Below are 20,857 nucleotides of genomic sequence, written 5' to 3' on the forward strand. Positions count from 1 at the left end.
GCTCAATTCCGTTCCTCTCTATGCTGCGGTATGGTTAACGTCTCTTTCACGTAAATGCTTCCTCTGTGCGCTTTTGCCCGTTTCTTCAGTCTTGCAGAATGGCGTGATATGAGGTCCGGTGTTAATGAAGCCGGATGATGGCTAATCATCAAGGATAACGAGAGGGTGACTCCCTCCTGATCCACAACGTTGCCATGGCGATCCTCAACCGCATGCAGACCGGAATCCCCATAGAAGCTCTTGACCCCCAGATCAAACCGCTCGATCAGTCGCTCGCAAAGCCGCTCCCCGCTGCCCGCGTCCGTTACAACGATGAAATCATCACCGCCAATATGGCCAATAAAATCATCAGGCTGGCTGCTGCGCTCCTTCTCCTGCCTGAGCAGCTCCGCCAGGAAGCGAATCAGCTCATCGCCTTGGCCGAAGCCGTAACAGTCATTGAACCATTTGAAATAGTCCAGATCTGCATAAATAACAGCAAATGATTCATGACCTTCAATCCGGCGGCGAAGCTCCTCCTGAATGCCTGCATTGCCCGGCAGTCCGGTTAGCGGATTCGCCTCCCGTGCCGCCTTCGTCCGAAGTGCAGTAATCCCTTCCAGAATCGCGCGAATGGAGACTGCTCCGAGAAACTCGCCCCGGCTCGTTACGATGACCACATCGTACAGCTGCGCATAGTCACGCCCCATGGCAAGATAGGAAACCTGTTCAATTGGCGTATGCTCATCCACCATTAGCGGACTGCCATTCATAATTTTCTCAACTGGCCGGGTCCAATACAGCGGCTGGCCGAATTGTCCGGCTAACAGCTGATGCAGCTTTTCCTTCATCAGCAGCCCTTTCGGTATGCCCTCATCTGCAATGACAGCGCCTTGAGCTTTCGGATTGAGCTCGAAATAATGGGCCACTTCCGACACCTTCATCCGCGAAGGGAATACGGGGAACGAAGCTGCTAGCTGGCCGATTGTATGCGCCAGCTCGCTTCCCGTTCCCATCGCCATTCCCGGCTGACCGGTCCGCTGGCCGGCTGCCGTCTCTCGCAGTGCCGCGTACAGCGCAGCCTCGATCTCCCCGCCCGTGGAGCCGGAAGGCAGAACGGCGCTTTCGCTGCGGCGCAGCTTGTCGCCCAGCCGGGAGCGAAGCTCCTCCATGGCTTTGCTTATGAGATTGTCTACCGGCTCACCCTTGGGCTTGCCGCAGAACAAGAACAGCTGGCTCTCGCCCAGCTGCTGCTGCCAGAACAGTCGCTTCTGCTCCTTCGCCCAGCGCTGCACCTCTGCTTCCGCCTGCTTGTCCTTCTTGGCATACTGCAAGGTTAATACGCCCAGCAAACCGCCCTGCTCCCTCATTCTCGCTATGGCCCGGATCATTTGCCGGTTGAATAGACCGCTCCCGATATCCCCCATACGGCTCCCCTCGATGTCCGATTATCGTGCTTATATCGCTTGTATGGTACATATTACCTAAACTTTGTACGGACAAGAATAACGCTTCGTAAAATTTGCGTAAAAAAACTTTTACAAAAACAAAAAAATCATCGCAGTTAATCTCGGTGCGCACATCAGGAAGTTTAACGTATCCTTGGCTTCTCTTTTCGAAGCTTATGATCGGCTGCGAGGAATCAAAATGCAAAACTGTATTTTGTTTTCCACTTATTAGTTGATTTATCGCATCAAAATGCAAAAGTACAGTTTGATTGGCCTAAAAAGCCTCTTTTGAGGGAAATTAGGCAATTCAAAATGCACTTTTACATTTTGAACGCGCTTTTGGAGCTTTTGAGCCGCCTCAACCTGCACTTTTACATTTTGATCACACTTTTGGAGCTGCTCAGTCGCCTCAACCTGCGCTTTTACATTTTGTTTCGCATGCAGGGAGCCGGAGGCGCGTATTGAGCTGGTTTCCACGTTAGCGCAGGCCTTACGCTGCCAAAGCCGACAAAGCCGACAAAGCCGACAAAAAAGCAGCCTTTCGCTCAGTAGCGAAAGGCTGCTTTTTCCTAGGACTATCGGTTTAAATCCGGGCGGCTGTTCGTAACGAGATAAACGACGCTTTCGCCGATGTTCGTCGCATGGTCGCCAATCCGTTCGATATGGCGGGCAACGAAGTTAAGTATCGATGCTTGCGATATGTTACGCGGATTTTCCATCATCAGCGCAAGCAGCTCGTGGGAAATTTGGGCGCACAGCGCATCAACTTGATCGTCGTCTGCTGCCATTTTGTAAGCAAGATCGACGTTTTCCTGTACGAAGGACTGGATCGATTCATAAGTCATCGTCTGTACGATTGCCGACATTCTAGGCAAGTCGATAAGCGGCTTGATTAGCGGCTGACCGTCCAAACGAATGACGAGCTTCGAGATGTTGACGCAGAGATCGCCCATCCGCTCCAGATCGGAAGCGATTTTGAACGCGGACAAAATGCGGCGCAAATCTTTTGCCACCGGCTGCTGGGTTGCAATCAGCTTCGAACCGAGCTCCGTTACATCATGCTCAAGCTGGTTCAGCTTTGTATCTTCCGAAATAATCTGCTGGGCAAGCTGCGTATCCGTCTCGCTTAAAGCTTTCATCGATTGCTCAAGTGCCTTATCTACGAAATGTCCCATCTCAACCAGCAGATTGTGAAGCAGCTCCAAGCCGTGATCGAACTCTTTTCTTGTCGTCATCATCGCCAATATCCCCCTAAGCTTAGCCGAAGCGTCCGCTAATATAATCTTCCGTACGTTGATCCGTCGGGTTCGAGAACAGCTTCTCTGTATCCGAGAATTCTACTACTTCACCATTCAGGAAAAATACCGTTTGATTGGAGACGCGCGCCGCTTGATGCATATTGTGCGTTACCATGACGATTGTGTAGCGGTCTTTCAACTCTTGCGCAAGCTCCTCGATTTTGAGTGTGGAGATTGGATCCAGTGCGGATGTTGCTTCGTCCATCAGCAGGATGTCCGGGTTAACGGCAAGCGCGCGCGCAATGCACAGACGCTGCTGTTGGCCGCCGGAGAGACTGAATGCCGAACGCTTCAGGTGATCCTTCACTTCATCCCAAAGTACAGCCGATTTCAAGCTTGTCTCGACGATTTCATCGAGCTGCTGCTTGCTGCGGATGCCATGCAGGCGAGGTCCGTAGGCAATGTTGTCGTAGATCGATTTGGGAAAAGGATTCGGCTGCTGGAACACCATTCCGACCTTTTTGCGCAAAGTCTCGACATCAACCTCATTGGAATACAGCTCTGTTCCGCCAATGGCGATGCTTCCTTCGATTCTCGTTCCCGGAATCATGTCGTTCATCCGGTTGAGCGTACGGAGCAGCGTCGATTTGCCGCAGCCGGATGGGCCGATGAATGCGGTAATCGCCTTCTCGGGTATCGTCAGCGATACATCCTTCAGGGCATGAAAGCTTCCGTAGAACAGATTCAATTTCTCGATGCTGATTAAAGGCTGTGCTTGCACTTGCGTTGCCGTTGCCATGGCTCAATCTCCTCCAAGAGTTGAATTAATATTTCTTCTGGTATTTATTACGAAGCAGTATAGCTGAGAAGTTCATAATGAGCAGCAGCGCCAGTAAGACGATAATGCCGCTTGCCGCAAGCTCCTTGAACTCCAGCTGAGGCTTCGATATCCAGTTGTAGATCTGGATCGGCATAACCGTGAACGAATCCTTCAAGCTTGTCGGCAGGAAGTTGATATACGTCATTGCGCCGATCATGACCAGCGGCGCCGTCTCTCCGATGGCACGCGACATGGCGAGAATAACGCCTGTCAGAATACCAGAGATGGACGATGGAATAACCGACCGCGATACGGTCTGCCACTTTGTCGCGCCAAGAGCGAACGATGCGTCACGCCGCGATTTCGGCACGGCCCGGATTGCTTCCTGAGCCGATACGATAATAATCGGCAGCACAAGCAGCGTCATCGTGAATGCCCCGGCCAGCAAGCTTCGCTCAAGCGCCAGCAGCCGGACGAACAGCGTAAGACCCAGAATACCGTAGACGATAGACGGTACGCCTGCCAGCGTGCTGATGTTCAATTGGATAAGACGGGTGAAGCGGTTTTTCCCGGCATATTCCTCCAGGTAGATTGCAGCGCCTACCCCGAGAACGAAAGATACCGGAAGCATGATGATCAGCATATAGATAGAGCCGACAATTGCCGACTTCATGCCTGAGCCTGCTGCCTTCCGCGAAGGGAAGTTCGTGAACAAATCCGGCTGCAGCCTGGACAAGCCGTCCAGTAAAATATCAATGATTAATGCGCATAATGCTAAGACACCTATAGATGTCGCCACAATGAACAGCAAGTGAATAATGACATCCTTGCGGCGGCGGTTTGCGATTTGCTGGCGGTTTGCGTCTTGAAATATCGGGCTCATCTTAATACTCCTCCCGGAATTTTCTTGCAACGTATTGGGCAAGAATATTGAGCAGGAATGTGATTACGAACAGCGTCATGCCGACGGCAAAGATCGTTCCGTATTCCACCGTGCCATGCGGCGTATCGCCCAGGCTGACTTGTACGATATAAGCAGTCATCGTTTGAATGCTGTCCAGCGGATTGCCTGTCAGCGTCGGCGTTGCGCCTGCTGCTACCGTTACGATCATCGTCTCCCCGATTGCACGGGAGAAAGCCAGAACGGCGGATGCGACAATACCGGAGAAAGCAGCCGGTACGACGATCTTGAGCGCGACTTCAAGCCGCGTTGCGCCAAGGGCGTATGCCCCGTCACGCAAAGCGCGGGGAACAGATGACATGGCGTCTTCACTAAGCGAGCAGACCATCGGTATAATCATGATGCCGACGACAATACCTGCGCTTAGTGCGTTGAACACGCCCGCTCCGGGAAAGATATCGCGGATCAGCGGGGTAATGAAGCTCAGAGCGAAATAACCGTAGACGATAGTCGGAACGCCGGCCAGTACTTCAAGCACAGGCTTAACGGCACTGCGCACTTTTTTCGGCGCATATTCCGATAAGTAGATCGCACTCGCAAGTCCAAGCGGAATCGCTACAAGACAGGCGATGAGCGTAATCATAAGCGTGCCGTTCAGCAGCGGAAGGACACCGAAGCTTTTTGGCGTAATGAGCGGCGACCATTTGGTGCCGAATATAAACTCAAGAATCGGTACTTTTTGAAAAAACTGAATCGTTTCTGAGAAAAGCGTAACAACGATGCCAATTGTCGTTAAGATCGATACGGAAGCGCATAGAAACAGGATGATCGGCATCATTTTGTTCATTACGCTTACCCGGTTGTTCTTGAACGCATTCGGGCTTGTTATGGACGTACTAGTGTTCAGCACCTTACGGTTTGCCTGCGGCGTGTCGCTCTGCATGTTCGGCGTCCTCTCCTTGCCTTTACAAATCGTTAACATATGCGGCGTGAAAAATGTGATGTCCCACGAGACACCACATTTCACACCAAGAGTCGCGATTGCTTCGTTATCTTATTGAATCTTATTGGAGTTTAGCTGCTTCAGTTGCATACTGCTCATCTGGAAGAGCGATGTAGCCGACTTCGTCTGCCAAAGGTCCGATGTTGTTGATATAGTATTTAGCGAATGCGTCTACTTCAGGACGCTCAAGCTCTTTTTTGCTAATGTAGATAAAGAGCGGACGGGACAGCGGTGCATAAGTGCCGTCTTTGATCGTTTCATGCGAAGGAGCGATTGGGCCTTTGCCGCTGTCGATTGGAACGAGCTTCAGCTTGTCTTGGTTCTCTTCGAAGTAAGCGAAGCCGAAGTAGCCGATGCCGCCTTTGCTGCCGGATACGCCTTGTACAAGCGTGTTGTCATCTTCGCTGAAGCTGATTTGCTTGTCGTTGCGGATGCCTGCTTTTTCAAGAATTGCTTCGTTAAAGTAGTCATAAGTGCCGGAGTCAGCGCCAGGGGAGAACATTACGATCTTCTCAGCCGGCCATTCTGGACGAACGTCTTTCCAAGTCTGTACCGTGCTGCCTGTTGTAAAGATTTTGTTAAGTTCTTCCACTGTCAGGTGGTCAACGAAATCATTGTCTTTGCTCACAACGACGGACAGTCCGTCATAGGCAACCGAAAGGTCTGTGTACTCGATGCCTGCTGCTTTACATGCAGCAGCTTCTTCGTCTTTAATTGGACGCGATGCGTCTGCAATTGCGATCTCGCCTGCACAGAACTGCTTGAAGCCGCCGCCTGTTCCCGATACGCCAACTGGTACGCGTACGCCAGGGTGTTCTTTGTTGAACTCTTCTGCTGCCGCTTCTGTTAACGGGAACACCGTGCTGGAACCGTCGATTTTCACTTCGCCAGACAGTGTTGCGCCTTCTGTAGCTGCAGGCTCATTACCGCCTTTATTGTTACCGTTATTTGTACCAGTTCCGCCATTGCCGCAAGCTGCTGCAAATACGAGAGCTGCTACCATACCCGACATTAAGATCCCTTTGAAGCCATTACCTTTAAACAACTCAACCACTCCTCTTAACTTTCTTCTGTTGTATCTGCCCTACGAACTCTATCCTACTAGCCGTTTGTTAATCGAGTATTGTTGTTTTGTAAACTTCATGTAAAAAAATAAGATTGCAGCAATTTGTCGATTTCCTCCGACACTTTCTTCATCTGGCTATACGCCTGCTCCGACTGCTGGCCAATTTGTTCGGAACTGTTCTTGCTGCCTGCGGCGGCCCGGAACAGATCGGCAAAGACACGTCCCGCTTCCTGTACACAGACTTCGCTTGCAGCAGCTTCCGCCTTGCCCTCATGGGCTACCGCTGCCGTACGGCCGATAGCGTCCAGTATCGTTCGGGTCAAATCCGTAATCTCTTCCGCCGAACGTTTCGTTTCCTGAGCAAGCTTCATTACCTCGCTGGCTACGACGGCGAATCCGCGGCCATGCTCGCCCGCTCTTGCCGCTTCAATAGAAGCGTTAATAGCTAACAGATTGCTTTGCTCTGCCAGCTCACGAATAAGCCGGGACACACGGCTTATCGAACCGGCTTCCGCCTGAAGGCCGCTCATCTGCTCTTCCTGCTGCTTCGAATTGTCTGCTATACGGCGGAAGGCATCCGTCACTTTGTCCAGCTCGTTCTTCCCGCTTAACGTCATGTCTACCATCTCCGCCGACGTCGCTTCCCCTTGCTTGGACGATTCGCGGACGACTGTAAATGCTGAATCGATATCTTTAATCCGCTGGCCTACGCCATGGATCATTTGCACTTGTCCATCTATCGCTTCCTGCTGCAGCTGTCTGGAAATACGCAGCATATCCGCTACAGTAAGCGTGCCTAGCGTCTTGCCGTCATGAGTAACGATCACGCAGTTGTACAGCAGGCTGTCATGCCGATTAAGCGCCTGATCGATGATCAGCTGAGGCTCATCCTCGCTATCCACGATCAATGGAGATGCATCCATCAGCCCGGCTATCGGCTTCTCATAAAATAAATCGGCTCCAAAACGGTGGCTGAGCCGCATAAAAAACTGGTTTCTCATCATTAACCCGACCGGAGCCCCATCGTCGCCGCAAATGATGGCACACTCGCTCTCCTCATTCCGCTTGAATGACGCGATCATTTCTTTGCAGCTCTGATCCGCATGCAGAATCGGCGCTTCGCGGATGAAATCAGCAATTCTCACAGAGGACGCTGCCGTTTGCTTCCGGTCAGTGTTCGCCTTCATGTCTTGCACATGTCTGTCTCCGGTTGCCGCGGCTTGGTTGTCGGCGCTTGTCGAGACGCCTTCCATTTGAAGGTCCAGCACAGATATCGTCATCTGAATGGTTCCACCCTTCTTCATTCGAATACTCTCGACATCAATATAGGCCTAAAGCATCAACTCCAATGCTTGGAAATGTTAACGGAATGTTAATTTACGCAAAAAAGAGGCGTTCCAGCCGTTTAAACGATGGACACCTCTCTATGAACCTCTTATTTGTCTAACAAAAAACGACAGCTTTACTTCTGATTTGTAAATAAACAGTAAACTTGAATAGCTAATTGCTCAAAAGCTGCAATCAGCCAAAATCAAAAAAAGCGGTGCTAGGGACAATATCCCTAGCACCGCCATTACTTATATTTTTGAACCGGATAGATTCTTCGTTCGTTTCAATTAACGTGCCGTACGCTTCAGTACGCGAACGCCGTAAGCCGGCAATGGAAGCTGTACAGGAGCTTGACCGCCTTCCAGCAGGTCCTCGTAAGAGTCGCCATCCAGCGTAATCGTAACTTCAGCACCGTTATAGTTCTGAACAAATACATAATCATGCTCGCCGTCCGTACGAAGCTGAACCGTTACGCCTCTAGGCAGAGTCGTGTTGATCACCTTCTCGATGCCTTCTTGCGCTGCAATTGCCGAGATGAAGTCCGTATTGAAAGCTTCTTTGTTGCGGGACGCTACATAATACGCTTTGCCTTTGCCAAAACGGTTAACCGTCAGCGCCGGACGGCCTGCATAGAAATCGTCGCCGTAATGAGCCAGTGCTTCTGCGCCTTCCAGATGGATCAGATCACAAAGCTCATGCGCTTCATACTCGCCGCTAAGGCCAAGCACGTTGCCTGGAGCTGTTACGACGCGATTCGTCTCGCCATCATACAGCGAATCGATTTCCTCCGACCAGATGCCCAGCGTTTTGCGCAATGGGCCCGGGAAGCCGCCGAGGAACGTAAGATCATTCTCGTCGACGATGCCCGACCAGTAGGTTGTGATCAAGATGCCGCCGTTTTCAACGAACTTCTCAATTTTCTCGCCTACGCCGGCACGAACCATATACAGCATTGGCGCTACGAGCACTTTGTAGGAATCCAAGTCGCTCTCGGAGTTGATGATGTCTACCGGAATGCCGAGATCCCAGAACGGACGGTAGTGGCTTTGAATCGTTTCTTCATAATGAATGCCGCTGTTGCGCGGACCTTGCGCATCCTTGATCGCCCAGCGGTTTTCCCAATCGCTGATCAGCGCTACTTGCGGACGTACCGAAGTGCCGACAACTTCGCTCAGCTTTTCCAAAGCATTGCCAACATCCGTCACATCGCTAAACACGCGCGTGTGTTCGTTACCCACATGATCGACAACTGCTCCGTGGAATTTCTCGCTGGAGCCGCGGCTTTTACGCCATTGGAAATATTGAACCGTATCCGAGCCGTGAGCAATAGCTTGCAGCGAAGACAGCAAGTGCATGCCCGGGCGCTTCAGCTTGCTGATCGGCTGCCAGTTCGTCGTGCTTGGCGTGCTTTCCATCAGCATGAACGGCTTGCCGCCCTTCACGGAACGGAAGAAATCATGGTTGAATGCATAAGCTGCAGCAAGGCCGCTTTCGTCTTTCGCATCATGCCAAGTCGGATAAGCATCCCAGGAGATGAAGTCGAAAGCTTCGGCAAATTTCCAGTAGTCAACCGGCTCGTAATCGTACATTAAGTTTGTCGTTACAGGCAGGTCTGGATTGACAGCGCGAAGCGGCGCGATTTCCGCACGGCAGTAATCTGTCGCTTGATGCGTGCTGAAACGTTTCCAGTCCAGGTTCATCGCATGAACGGCATTTTCACCGCGGGCTGTTGGCGCATCAATTTGATTCCAGTCCGTATATGTGTGGCTCCAGAACGTTGTCCACCAAGCTGCGTTGAGCGCTTCAAGGCTGCCGTATTTCTCTTTCAGCCAGCCGCGGAAAGCCTCTGTACACAAATCACAGAAACACTCGCCGTTTACTTCATTCGAGATATGCCAGCCGATAACGTTCGGATGATCCGCATAACGCTCAGCCAGCTTCCGGTTCATGATCGTAATTCTTTCCCGGTAAGCCGGCGAAGTGAAGCAGTGGTTATGGCGTCCGCCGTGCAGATTGCGAATGCCGTCTTGTCCGACGCGCAGCACTTCAGGATACTTCTGGGACAGCCAAGCCGGACGCGCGCCGCTTGGCGTCGCCATCATGGCATAAATACCGTTCGCTTTGAAGCGCTCCAGCAATTGATCCATCCACTCGAACGTAAATACGCCTTCCTCCGGCTCCAGAGCCGACCAAGCAAAGATGCCAATGGACATAACGTTGCTCTTGGACAGCTTCATCAGGCGGATATCTTCTTCCAGCACTTCCGGATGATTCAGCCATTGATCAGGGTTATAGTCCGCACCGTGGAGCATAACCGGGATTTTTGGACTAATTGGGGGGAATTTTTTGCTCATCTTGTAGTAGCCTCCAATAATATATTGTTATTGTGAAAATGCTTTTATTATAACGATATTAAGATTATATTATGGATAAGGCCCTAACTAAATCCTATTATTTTCGCATCATTATCAAAATATGAATATGAGGTGAATGAGCATGGATACCATTTCCTTCCCAACCCTGACGGAAGCCGACCGGTTTCTTCCCGTCTATACGACGACGGTCGGACATTGGGACAATCAGGAGCGTATTGACCGTCCGGAGGGCTTCCCGGATTATCAATGGCTGCAGGTGACGTCGGGCGAAGGCGAGCTGTTTATCGGCAGCGAGCGCTATACGGTCAAGGCAGGACAGGCATTCTGCCTATTCCCCGATGTTCCGAATAAATATTATGCCGTTCGCGAGCCATGGGACGTCCACTTCTTAGGCTTCAACGGCAGTCTCGCCGAGCCGCTGCTCCGGCAGGCCGGCATTATGCAATCCGGCGTCTTTGCTACCGATGAGCAGGAGGCGATCGTATCGCAGATCGACCATATTTATAATTTGACGCAGTCGGGACAAGCCTCGCCTGGACTGGAATGCTCCAAGCTTGTGTACGCTTTGCTGCTGGATTTAATGAAGGTGGTGCTCACCGGCTCCCACTCCCCGGAGAGAAGCCTCGTTAAGCTGAGCCCGGTTATGCACTATATTGAAAGCCATATTGCAGGGGTCATTACAATCGCCGATCTGGCGAAATGCATAGACGTCACACCGCAATATCTATGCCTGCTGTTCAAGAAGACGATGCATATGCGGCCGATGGAATACGTCAACCGCCAGCGGATCAACCGCAGCAAGGAAATTATGTTCCGCGAAAGCGGCATGAAGACCGGCGATATCGCAGCCAAGGTCGGCTTCGACAGCGCCAGCTATTTCAGCTCTGTTTTCCGCAAGATAGAAGGGTTAAGCCCGGAGCAATTCCGCAAATTGTACGGGATCCGGTAATACGATTATCATTCAATAAATCAATAAATCAACCATTCAATAAGCAGCTATGCTTTCAATTCAGGAATGACGTATTGCGGTTCCCGGCCGTATAAGGCATCCACCATATTGCGGGCGGCTACCATCGCCATATTCGAGCGGGTCTGAGCGGTTGCTGAGCCGATATGCGGCAATGTCACGACATTGTCGAGCTTCAGCAGAGGGTTCTCCGGGCTGACCGGCTCCATCTCGTATACATCAAGACCGGCTGCACGTATCGTTCCGTTCTGAAGCGCCTCGATAAGCGCCGCCTCATCCACCGTGTCTCCGCGGGATACATTAATGAAGATAGCGCCAGGCTTCATTAGGCGGAATTGCTCCGCGCCAATCATCCGCTTCGTCTCAGGCGTCAGCGGTGTCATCAGCACAACAAAATCCGACTCGGCCAGCAGCTCGTTCATTTGCAAATAGCGTAACCCAAACCGCTCCTCCGCATCCGGCTTGCGATTGCGGTTATAATAAGCAACGTCCATATCGAAGCCGAATTTGGCCCGCTTGACGATCGCTTCGCCGATTCGGCCCATTCCGATAATGCCGAGCTTCGCATGATGAACATCGACGCCGAACAAGCCTTCGCCCATTCCCCGCTGCCAGCCGCCCGAACGCACCAGATTGTGCAGCTCTGTTACTCTTCTTGCCGAGGCAAGCATAAGGGCAAGGGTGAGATCGGCGACGGTGTCATCCAATACATAAGGCGTATGCGTACCGATAATGCCGCGGCTTCTCATCGCATCAAGATCATTATTGTTGTAGCCTACTGATACGTTGCTGACGACACGCAGCTTCGGTGCGGAGCCGAGCAGCCTGCTGCTGATCGCATTGCCAGAGACAAGCAAGCCTTCCGCTTCCGTCAGCCGTTCAGCCAGCTGAGCTCCAGTAATTGCTTCTTCACCCTGCCACATCTCGCAATCGCAATGCTCGTCCAAATACGCTTTTACCTCATTAGGCACTCTGCTGGCTATGTACACTTTCGGTTTCATGTTCAACGCCTCCTTATGGTTTCCTATATTATACAAGCATATGTCACCTATCGCTAACCCTCTGTTGCGCGTTGCGTAAAAGCCCACTACAATGAGAGAAGCGCTTTGCTGGCGAAAATCACGTACATAAAGAACGGGAGGATTCTTTTCATGCAAGCTTTCAACGAAAAAGTCGTCTACGAGAATCCCTTGCTCTCTTTAAGGATTTTCCAGACGAACCGCAATCAGCATCTTTCGACAAACTGGCATTACCACAAGCAGCTGGAGCTGCTCTATATTGCCAAAGGGAAGCTCGACTTCTACGTCGAGGAGAAAATTTTCCACCTGCAGTCCGGCGACGTCGTCATCGTTGGCGCCTCGCAGCTGCATCGCGACCGGACTTTAACTCAGCTCGACTATATTGTGCTGCAATTCGATTTGGAGCCATTCTTCGACCATAGCACGATTCCCTATATGCGATTCTTCTCCGAGACGGAAAATCCGCTCAGCGAAGCCAATTATATTTTTCAAGAAAATGCAGCGGTCAAGCAAGAGGTTGGAGATTGCATCCGCCAGCTGCTGGATGAGGCTTCACGCAAAGATATTGGCTATGAGCTTGCAGTCAGCATGCTGATCCGCCAAATCCTGCTGCTCCTTCTCCGCAACGATAACCGGAAGGTGCTCGCCGAGCAGGATGCCTTCGACCGGGCCCGGCTCAAGCCTGTCCTCGATTATGTGGAAGACCGGCTGCATGACCGGATTCAGGTCGAGGAAGTGTGCAAGATCGCCAATATGAGCTACTACTATTTCGTTAAGTTTTTCAAAAAAACGATCGGCATGTCGTTCACTGAATATGTCAACTACCGCAAAATCAAATGGGCAGAGCGTCTGCTGCTGACGAAGGACCTAAGCATTTCCGATGTGGGTGAACGAATCGGGATGCCGAATATGGCGCATTTTTACAAAATGTTCAAAAAGCATAATGATTGCTCGCCCAAACAGTTTCAGCGTAAAATGCTGGAGTGGAACCGGCAGTAAATCGCCTCTGACAAACAAAAAACTCGTCTCCCCTTATACTTTGGGTGTGACGAGTTTTTTTGGCATAACGAGCTTGTAACCAACGCCTCGGATCGATTCGATTTGCACCGATTGCTGGCCGAGCTCCAGCTTCTTGCGCAGCGAGCTGACGTGGACGTCTACTGTACGCTGTCCGCCGATATAGTCAAAGCCCCAGACGACGTTCATCAAATCATCCCTTGTAATGACCATGCCCGGACGCTGCACCAGATAGAGAAGCACCTCGAATTCCTTCGGACGAAGCGGCACAGTATCTCCGTTAAGAATAACCTCATATTTCTCCGGATAAATCGACAAGTCGCCAGCGCTGATGACTTTGTCCGTCGATTCAATCGGCAGGCTGTCCTCTTGCTGAGTACGGCGAAGGACGGCGGATACACGGGCCAGCAGCTCAGCTACGCCAAACGGCTTCGTAATGTAATCATCCGCGCCATGCTTGAGCCCTTGTACGACCTCTTCCTCTGCGTTGCGTGCTGTCAAGATAATGACCGGTGTTTTGACGCCGTTCTGGCGGAGCCGGTTCAGTATCTCAAAGCCGTTCAGACCGGGAAGCATGATATCCAGAATAATCAGATCAAAACTGCGTTGCAGGGCAGTCTGCAGCCCTTCAGCTCCATGATCGATGACGGTCGTGGCATAGCCCTCTTGCGTTAAATTGTAAGAAAGCAGCCTCGCCAATGTCGGTTCGTCTTCGATTACGAGTACTTTATACGACATATTACGGAAACCTCCAACTTGGAGAATGTAAAGACAACTTAATATTAACACGAAATCTTAATAAAAGGGTAACGGAAATCAGGACCACCCGCCTGAAGCCGTACAAGCTTCAGGCGCGATAGGCTACTGTTGAAGCACAGGAAGCTCGATAATAAATGTCGAACCGGCCCCTACTGTACTCGTTACGGATATGGTTCCCTTATGAAGCTCGACTAAATGCTTGACGATCGAAAGTCCAAGGCCTGTACCGCCTGAACTGCGTGAACGGGCCTTATCCACCCGGTAAAAACGTTCGAAGATACGCGGCAGATCCTTCTTCGGAATGCCGATGCCGGTATCCGTAATTTTAATCCGAATATGATCCTCATCGATGCCTTCCACGGACAGCGTTACTTTACCGCCCTCAGGCGTATAGTTTATGCCGTTCGCCAGCAAATTCATCATAATTTGCCGTAGCCGGTCCTCGTCGGCCTCTACATAAAGACCGCCTTCGGCTTGAACGTCGAGCCGGATTGATTTTTTGGCCGCCTCTGTCTCCATGAGCGTGACCGTCTTCTGGACGAACGAATCCACTTCTACCGGGGAAAAATAAAGCGGCACCCGCCTGGATTCGATCTTCGACAGCTCCAAAATATCACCGATAAGCCGGTTCAACCGGTCGCTTTCGTCAAAAATAATTTGCAGGAAGGATCTCGTCGTCTCCTCGTCCTTCACCGCGCCGCCAAGCAGCGTCTCCGCAAAGCCCTTAACCGCTGCGATCGGCGTCTTCAGCTCATGCGAGACGTTCGCTACAAATTCGCTGCGAATCCGCTCCAGCCTGCGAATAGCCGTTACGTCCTGCAGCACAAGCAGCACGCCGCCGAACTCATTGCCCTCATGATAGATCGGCACGAGGTTAAGCTCCAGCAGCCGCTCCTCAGGGAAGTAGAAATTGATCTCCTCGCGGATATGCTCGCGCACGGCAAGTCCCTCATGAATCATCTGCGAGAGCTCGTACTGCTGCTTCGCTTCTGCAAAATTGCGGCCGACAAGCTCCTTGGACGAGAAGCCGAGAATTTCTTCCGCGCGGCGGCTAATGAGTACAATCTGTCCGGTCTCGTCGATCATGACGACGCCGTTGATCATATTGTCGAGCACGCTCTCCAGTTGGCTTTCGTTCTCGCGAATACGCGTCATTTGCACGTCGAGGCTTTCGGCCATCGCGTTGATCGCGTTGCCGAGCTCGCCGATTTCACCTTGATTTTTGACGGTGACACGCGCATCATAATCCATATTTTTAATCCGCTTTGCGACCCGTGTAATTTGCTCCAGCGGACGAGTCAGGCTAAGCGCTATCCGATAGCTGATAAAGGCCGCCACCAGGAATAAAATAAGCAGGCCGATGATAAGGACAGTCCACAGCTGGTAGATGCTTCCTTCCACATCCGCCAGACTTACGGCCAGCCTGATCACGCTGGACTGCGGGTTAGTCGGATCGGTAGCAATCGCTACATAGAGCAAATTTTGCTTCAGCGTATCGCTATAGCGGATTTCCCGGCCGATGCCGCTGGCATGCGCTTCAAGCACCTCCGAACGGTTCATATGGTTGTCCATCGTCTCCGCCGCATGATCGGAATCGCCGAGCACCGTACCGTCACCGGAAATAAAAGTAACCCGTTCTCCCGTATATTTCTTCAGCATAGCGGCTTCATTAGAGAAATAGGGGATCAGCGAAGCCGGATCACCCTCCTTCCAATCCATTTTCGCCAAAATAATTTGCATCTCGCGAACCATGCTGTCTTCCAGCGTGCTGATATGCGTTTCCTTGAAGGTCTTCGCCATAATAAACCCTGCTGCCGTAACCGACAAGGCAATCATGGCAATCATGATAAAGGTGAGCCGATTGCGGAAGCTGTTCATTCCATTCACTCCATTGTTGTTAGTTGAGTAGTAACAAAGATAAGGGCATACCTCGTACTATCGTACATGGGAGGCAGGTGATCTGTCTGCTTTTCGATTGTTAAGTTTTTGTAAAATGTAATGGTGAACCGTTGCCAGCGGCTGCTGCACGAGTATGGAAAGTACGACAGGCACTGCTGTCAGCGGACTGAAATAGCCAAGGGCGAGTACGATGCCAAGTGAAATATTGCGCATGCCGGTTGCATACGATACGGTCACTTGAAGACTTCTGTCCCGGGATTTCAGCGTACCGAGGAAACCTGCAGCGTAACATAATGCAACAAGAAGGATAACGAGCGGCACCAGCTTTAGCATGTCCTGTTTGAGCTGTCCTACGTAGGGGGCAATGGCAGAAGCATTAAGCCCGACGACAGCGACAAAACAGAGCTTCGAGACCGGAGCGGCGAACGGCTTGACCTGCTCTTGAATACGTCCGCCCGTAATCTGATGAAGAAACACGCCGACAACTGTCGGCAGCACGATAATAATAAGCAAATCAACGATCAGCGGCGTCAGCTTAATATCGACGGATGCGTTGAAGAACAAATGCAGGCCGGCAGGCACGACAAGCGGACTTAACGCCGAGTCCAGCACGACCATTGCAAGTACCAGCGGCACGCTGCCGCCGGACATTCCGACCCATAACACGGTTGAGACGCCTAGCGGAATAATGGTGAACAGGACGAGCCCTACAACATAGGGCGAATCGGCGCCAAACAATGCTGTTCCGATGCCGTAGGCCAATATAGGGGAAACAAGATGTGCCAGCAGAAATGTCCATACGATAATGCCTGGCTTTTTCAGTACGTCCCTAAGTTGTCCGAGACCGCAGCCGATCGCCATCGCGAGCGTAACATAAGCGAATAAATAGGGTACCGCGCCAACCATCGGCTGAAGCACATTGGCAAAAATAAAACCCAGGATAAGCGATCCCGGGATAATGAGAAACATCCATTTCTCGAAATAACGGTTAAACTCTAAGCCGAACTGACGCGTAAGCCATCCCTCTTTTTCTATGATCTGGTTGCAGCGCTTCTTTAGCCTTATAATAGCATAGTGCGAATGTGCTTGGAACTGAAACAACCGTACGGAAGGAGCTAAGCGAATGGATGAAATGAATCATAATCAGGAAGCTGGAGAGCTTAACAGCCCTTTTTTCGCCTATATGTACCGGTTAAAGTATATCGAGCGCTGGAGTCTCATGCGCAATACGACGAAAGAAAACGTTGCGGAGCATACGTTTCATGTGGCACTGCTCGCCCATATGCTTTGCGAGATTGGGAACAACGTATTTCATGCCGCCTATAACGCCGACCGGGCGGTGACGATCGCGCTGTTCCATGATGCGACGGAGGTGTTTACCGGCGATATTCCGACACCGGTGAAGCATCACAACCCGAAGATGCTATCGAGCTTCCGTGAGATTGAGGCGATGGCCGCCGAGCGGCTGCTCAGCATGGTGCCGCAGCCGCTTCAAGCCGCTTACTCGCCGTTGTTGATAAAGCCGGAAGACGAGAAGCTTTCTGCTGCGGAGCAGAAGCTCTATGCATTAGTGAAGGCGGCGGATTTGCTCGACGCCTACCTGAAATGCTTGAGCGAGCTGTCGGCGGGCAACCGCGAATTTCTCGTCGCGAAAGGGCAGACGGAGCTTGCACTGGAGCGCCTCGGCATGCCCGAGGTGCAATGGTTCCTGCTCCATCTCGCGCCCAGCCTCGGCAAAACGCTCGACGAACTGTCCGAGCCGTTATAGCCCGGCGGCGCGATGCTTCACGCCGGGGATGCATGGGCGGCTTTAGCCCAGTGGCTTCGCGCCGGGGATACATGGGCGACTTTAGCCCAACCGCTTCGCCCTGGGGCATGGGCCACTGGAAGGCCAGGCGCCCCGTCCTTCTGGGGCCCAATAGAACTATTTCCATTGCAGAAGAGGCTCCATGTCTGTAGAGAAACGGCTTTCAAGGCCTGTTAGCGAAGCAGCTTCGCAATATTACGAAGCCAAGTTCGCTATATCAGCCAATGCTAGAGCCCTCCAACCTACAGCGAACCTTTTTTCGCTTTTCGAGAACGTAAGTTCACGAAGAGCGAAAAAAGGTTCGCTATTTACTAATTGTCCCCTGTCAATGACTGTCCACAGCGAAATTTGCTTCATTATATAGCGAACCCGCTTCGCTAATCCATCTTCAATCGCAGCAGGCAGCAGCAAAAGTCACTTCAGATCCACTCAAGCAGCAGTCAACTCTTAACCTCAACTAATATTAAACTTCATAGCTACTCTAACCACGGACAACTAGGGCGCACTCTAGCGCTGCTATCAGCAGCCGACAATTCTTGTTACTTTATCCACAGTTACTCTAACTACGGACGTATAGGCCCACTCTGGCGCTACTATCAGCACTCGACACGTCTTGTTACTTTTACTTCAATGTTACTCTAATTTCGGGTGCCGGCAACATACTATGGAGCTGATATCAACAGTCGGCGCTTCTTGTTACTTCTAAATTATAGTTAGTCTAGCGACCAGTACTGGAGCACACTTTGGAGCTGATATCAACAGTCGGCGCTTCTTGTTACTTCTAAATCATAGTTAGTCTAGCGACTAGTACTGGAGCACACTTTGGAGCTGCTATCAACACTCAGCGATATTTGTTACTTTTCCTTCATAGTTACTCAACATCAACTGGCGATACTAGTTACACTAGAGCGATGTCCATCATTTCCACTCTTCGTAGAAAGGTTCTCCCTTTCCCACGGATCTTCCCATCTTCTTTCTTACTTAACCTGCACCTGATATTCCGGGATTTGCAGCAGCAGTGCCCGGAGCCTATCGTATTCACAATGCAGCGCTTCATTTACATGCTGCTTCCATAACACTCGATCGTCACGGACTAGCGACTCTCTAAGCCGAGTCGCACTGATCGGCTGCCTGTCTCGGGGCAGCGCCAGCTGTGCGACTCCATTCAGCTCCTCTTTGGCAAACCAAGCTACCCGTTCCTCGTCGCTGCCATAGATCATCAGATCTAGCTCAGCAAACCCCCGCTCCCGCCCACAGCCACGGACTGCCTTCAATAAATAGCTGCCCCAGGCATGGCTATGGTCATTTTCATGACTGTAATCGGGCAGCATGGCGAGTTCAATCCGATCACCGTACAATCGATGCAGCAATTCCATCCTTACTTCCGCAGAATAAGGATTGCGCAGCGTGCCCTCCAACTGAGCCGACCCCACCAGCACAAGCACTTTGCCGCATACCTGAAGCGCTGTATCGATCATAAGTTCATGCCCGACATGAACATGCTGGAATCTGCCCAACACGAAGCCGAAACGAAAAGCCTTGTCTTGCAATTGCACTCGCTCTTCCCATTGTTCTTGTTTCTGTCCTTGAACTGTCCCTGGCCCTGGCCTCGGCCTTTTCGATTTCCCCTGTTTCTGTCCTTGTCCCTGCTCTTGTCCCTGCTCTTGTCCCTGCTCTTGTCCCTGCTCTTGTCCCTGCTCTTGTCCCCGCTCTTGTCCTTGTCTTTGCTCTTGCCCAAGTCCTTGACCCTTTTCCATCCCCATCCGCCCCCGATTCACTATTCATTACGTTATAAATATTGTTCGGCCAATTGCTGCACTAGCGCCTGTATGCCAACCGACAAATCGATTGCAGTCTGAGCTTGATGCTCTGTTGTTAGTTCAGTACGCACCCGGTCACGAACCTCATTCCAATGTTCCGGTCCCGCAGCCAGCAATTGAGGAGCGACGTCGCCGCCATCATGACGATATATCGTTTCGTACAGACCTTTATCCCCAGCCTCACCAGCAGTCATCGCGATCAATCGACCCGCTTGGCGTGTAACCTTCACTTCGCCCGGAATGCTGCGCTTCATCCGTTCCATCGAAAACTTCATTCTTGCCTTGCCGTTGCTGAATGCGGTTTTCATTGCCCAGCCTAACGTATCCCGATTCAGATTATGATAAAATCCGCCTCCAACTCCATACGATACGAATGCGAGCGGTACACCTTGGCGCTCCAATTCTGCATCATATGCCTTAACCTGACGGAAGCCCATTCCCTCGCCAATAATAACCGTCGTCTCCTCCAGCAATCCTTCCGCTTCTGCAAGCTTATAGATCTCAACAGCCTGCTGCAGCACATCGCCGCTGTCCGGACGCAGTACGATGCGGACGCCTCTTTCTCTTGCCTGCCGCGCAAGTTGCGGCAAATATTCACGAATAACGCGGTTAGCATCATACGTATCAATAACAAGGGCAACGATTTTCTCCCCGGCATCCGCCGTTGCATCAATCGCATGTCGGAAGCATTCCAGCTCATCATCAAACTGCTGTGTCACTTTGTGAGCCAATGCCGCGATGCTGCCGATAACTGCCCCTGGCGTATGAGCCGTAGTATGGAAATCATCCGTACCCTGGAGCGACAGATTCCATGCCGTTCCCGCCCAGTATGCGTCCTCCAAGCTCCGGTGGCCGCGGAAGCCAAAGCTGTGAAGTCTCCACATAAACCCTTCGCCTTCTCCTTGCTCTTCCCGCTTCTCCTCCAAATATTGCCGCATGCGGAACGCTTCGGTTGCACAAGCACTTGGAAAATAAGCATGCATGAATACGCCTTCCCACCAGGTTACAAGCTCGCCGAACCCTTCCACTGTATTCCTAATTTGGGCAAATGGCGTACCTGCCGGGCACCATGTCCCTTCCGGCAGCGATTCGACCGCAATCGGCGCAAAACCGCCGTATTCCTGAACAACGCGGTGAAACAGCTCCGAAGGAAAAATAAGCCCTTGTCTTGCCGCACATTGCTCCGCCTCAGCAATATGCTCTTCCGTAATCTGAATCGACAACAGCTCTGTCACCGTTTCGCGAAGACCGTACAGCACCATGCCGTCCTTTCGGTTATACATATGGCTGATTTCCCAATCCATGTTGCATTTCAAGCGGTAATGCGACAGATTATAGCTGTCCGTTAACAGTAAAGGATTATTGCGAATTGCGTTCAACATCATTCATTCCTCCAGGTTCGTTTTTATT

General features: G+C 51.5%; 17 protein-coding genes. 3 read left to right on the forward strand and 14 right to left on the reverse strand.

The window, feature by feature from the left end:
* Nucleotides 1–2: 2 nt before the first annotated feature.
* The 8 genes from ACFVVF_RS09845 to ACFVVF_RS09880 all read right to left on the reverse strand — a co-directional run bounded on the left by ACFVVF_RS09845 (nt 3) and on the right by ACFVVF_RS09880 (nt 10,138).
* The gene (locus tag ACFVVF_RS09845) at nt 3–1,406 is read right to left on the reverse strand and encodes a GGDEF domain-containing protein (protein WP_387807779.1); all 1,404 of its coding nucleotides are present in this window, start codon (nt 1,404–1,406) and stop codon (nt 3–5) included.
* Between the two features lie 596 nt (nt 1,407–2,002).
* Nucleotides 2,003–2,662, reverse strand: a complete 660-nt coding sequence (gene phoU, locus ACFVVF_RS09850) for a phosphate signaling complex protein PhoU (RefSeq protein WP_188887908.1) — start codon at nt 2,660–2,662, stop codon at nt 2,003–2,005.
* 22 nt (nt 2,663–2,684) lie between these two features.
* Complete coding sequence (gene pstB / locus ACFVVF_RS09855; protein WP_387807782.1) at nt 2,685–3,464, reverse strand: phosphate ABC transporter ATP-binding protein PstB; 780 nt, start codon at nt 3,462–3,464, stop codon at nt 2,685–2,687.
* A 25-nt stretch (nt 3,465–3,489) separates the two neighbouring features.
* Nucleotides 3,490–4,368 carry a phosphate ABC transporter permease PstA gene (gene pstA / locus ACFVVF_RS09860; protein ID WP_387807784.1) on the reverse strand — a complete coding sequence of 293 codons (879 nt, stop codon included), beginning with the start codon at nt 4,366–4,368 and terminating at the stop codon, nt 3,490–3,492.
* A gap of 1 nt (nt 4,369) precedes the next feature.
* Nucleotides 4,370–5,329, reverse strand: a complete 960-nt coding sequence (pstC, locus tag ACFVVF_RS09865; RefSeq protein ID WP_387807787.1) for a phosphate ABC transporter permease subunit PstC — start codon at nt 5,327–5,329, stop codon at nt 4,370–4,372.
* Nucleotides 5,330–5,450: 121 nt separating this feature from the next.
* Nucleotides 5,451–6,434 carry a PstS family phosphate ABC transporter substrate-binding protein gene (locus ACFVVF_RS09870; RefSeq protein ID WP_387807789.1) on the reverse strand — a complete coding sequence of 328 codons (984 nt, stop codon included), beginning with the start codon at nt 6,432–6,434 and terminating at the stop codon, nt 5,451–5,453.
* Nucleotides 6,435–6,529: 95 nt separating this feature from the next.
* On the reverse strand, nt 6,530–7,759 hold the full coding sequence (locus ACFVVF_RS09875; RefSeq protein ID WP_387807792.1) for a methyl-accepting chemotaxis protein: 1,230 nt from the start codon (nt 7,757–7,759) through the stop codon (nt 6,530–6,532).
* Nucleotides 7,760–8,071: 312 nt separating this feature from the next.
* Nucleotides 8,072–10,138, reverse strand: coding sequence for a beta-galactosidase (locus ACFVVF_RS09880; RefSeq protein ID WP_387807794.1), 2,067 nt, complete (start codon nt 10,136–10,138; stop codon nt 8,072–8,074).
* Nucleotides 10,139–10,280: 142 nt separating this feature from the next.
* Between ACFVVF_RS09880 and ACFVVF_RS09885 the strand changes: the two genes are divergently transcribed.
* Nucleotides 10,281–11,108, forward strand: a complete 828-nt coding sequence (locus ACFVVF_RS09885) for an AraC family transcriptional regulator (RefSeq protein WP_387807797.1) — start codon at nt 10,281–10,283, stop codon at nt 11,106–11,108.
* A gap of 47 nt (nt 11,109–11,155) precedes the next feature.
* Here ACFVVF_RS09885 and ACFVVF_RS09890 read toward each other — a convergent pair whose 3' ends face one another.
* Entirely contained in the window at nt 11,156–12,127 is a 972-nt protein-coding gene (locus tag ACFVVF_RS09890) for a 2-hydroxyacid dehydrogenase (protein WP_387807800.1), read from the reverse strand.
* Nucleotides 12,128–12,277: 150 nt separating this feature from the next.
* Here ACFVVF_RS09890 and ACFVVF_RS09895 point away from each other — a divergent pair, with 150 nt between their 5' ends.
* Nucleotides 12,278–13,144, forward strand: a complete 867-nt coding sequence (locus ACFVVF_RS09895; RefSeq protein WP_387807803.1) for an AraC family transcriptional regulator — start codon at nt 12,278–12,280, stop codon at nt 13,142–13,144.
* A 33-nt stretch (nt 13,145–13,177) separates the two neighbouring features.
* Here the strand turns inward: ACFVVF_RS09895 and ACFVVF_RS09900 are convergent, their stop codons facing one another.
* From ACFVVF_RS09900 to ACFVVF_RS09910, 3 genes are all read right to left on the reverse strand, one after another.
* The gene (locus ACFVVF_RS09900) at nt 13,178–13,900 is read right to left on the reverse strand and encodes a response regulator transcription factor (protein ID WP_387807806.1); all 723 of its coding nucleotides are present in this window, start codon (nt 13,898–13,900) and stop codon (nt 13,178–13,180) included.
* 123 nt (nt 13,901–14,023) lie between these two features.
* Nucleotides 14,024–15,799, reverse strand: a complete 1,776-nt coding sequence (gene pnpS / locus ACFVVF_RS09905) for a two-component system histidine kinase PnpS (protein ID WP_387807809.1) — start codon at nt 15,797–15,799, stop codon at nt 14,024–14,026.
* A 57-nt stretch (nt 15,800–15,856) separates the two neighbouring features.
* Nucleotides 15,857–16,789 carry a bile acid:sodium symporter family protein gene (locus tag ACFVVF_RS09910; protein WP_387807812.1) on the reverse strand — a complete coding sequence of 311 codons (933 nt, stop codon included), beginning with the start codon at nt 16,787–16,789 and terminating at the stop codon, nt 15,857–15,859.
* A 154-nt stretch (nt 16,790–16,943) separates the two neighbouring features.
* Here ACFVVF_RS09910 and yfbR point away from each other — a divergent pair, with 154 nt between their 5' ends.
* A complete protein-coding gene (yfbR, locus tag ACFVVF_RS09915; protein ID WP_387807814.1) occupies nt 16,944–17,588 on the forward strand; it encodes a 5'-deoxynucleotidase in 645 nt (214 codons plus the stop codon).
* 1,016 nt (nt 17,589–18,604) lie between these two features.
* Here yfbR and ACFVVF_RS09920 read toward each other — a convergent pair.
* Nucleotides 18,605–19,384 carry an adenylyltransferase/cytidyltransferase family protein gene (locus ACFVVF_RS09920; protein WP_387807816.1) on the reverse strand — a complete coding sequence of 260 codons (780 nt, stop codon included), beginning with the start codon at nt 19,382–19,384 and terminating at the stop codon, nt 18,605–18,607.
* A gap of 32 nt (nt 19,385–19,416) precedes the next feature.
* Entirely contained in the window at nt 19,417–20,832 is a 1,416-nt protein-coding gene (locus ACFVVF_RS09925) for a nicotinamide phosphoribosyltransferase domain-containing protein (RefSeq protein ID WP_387807818.1), read from the reverse strand.
* Nucleotides 20,833–20,857 lie beyond the last annotated feature (25 nt).

It is taken from the genome of Paenibacillus sp. NPDC058174, assembly GCF_042883865.1.
Taxonomy (GTDB): Bacteria; Bacillota; Bacilli; order Paenibacillales; family Paenibacillaceae; genus Pristimantibacillus.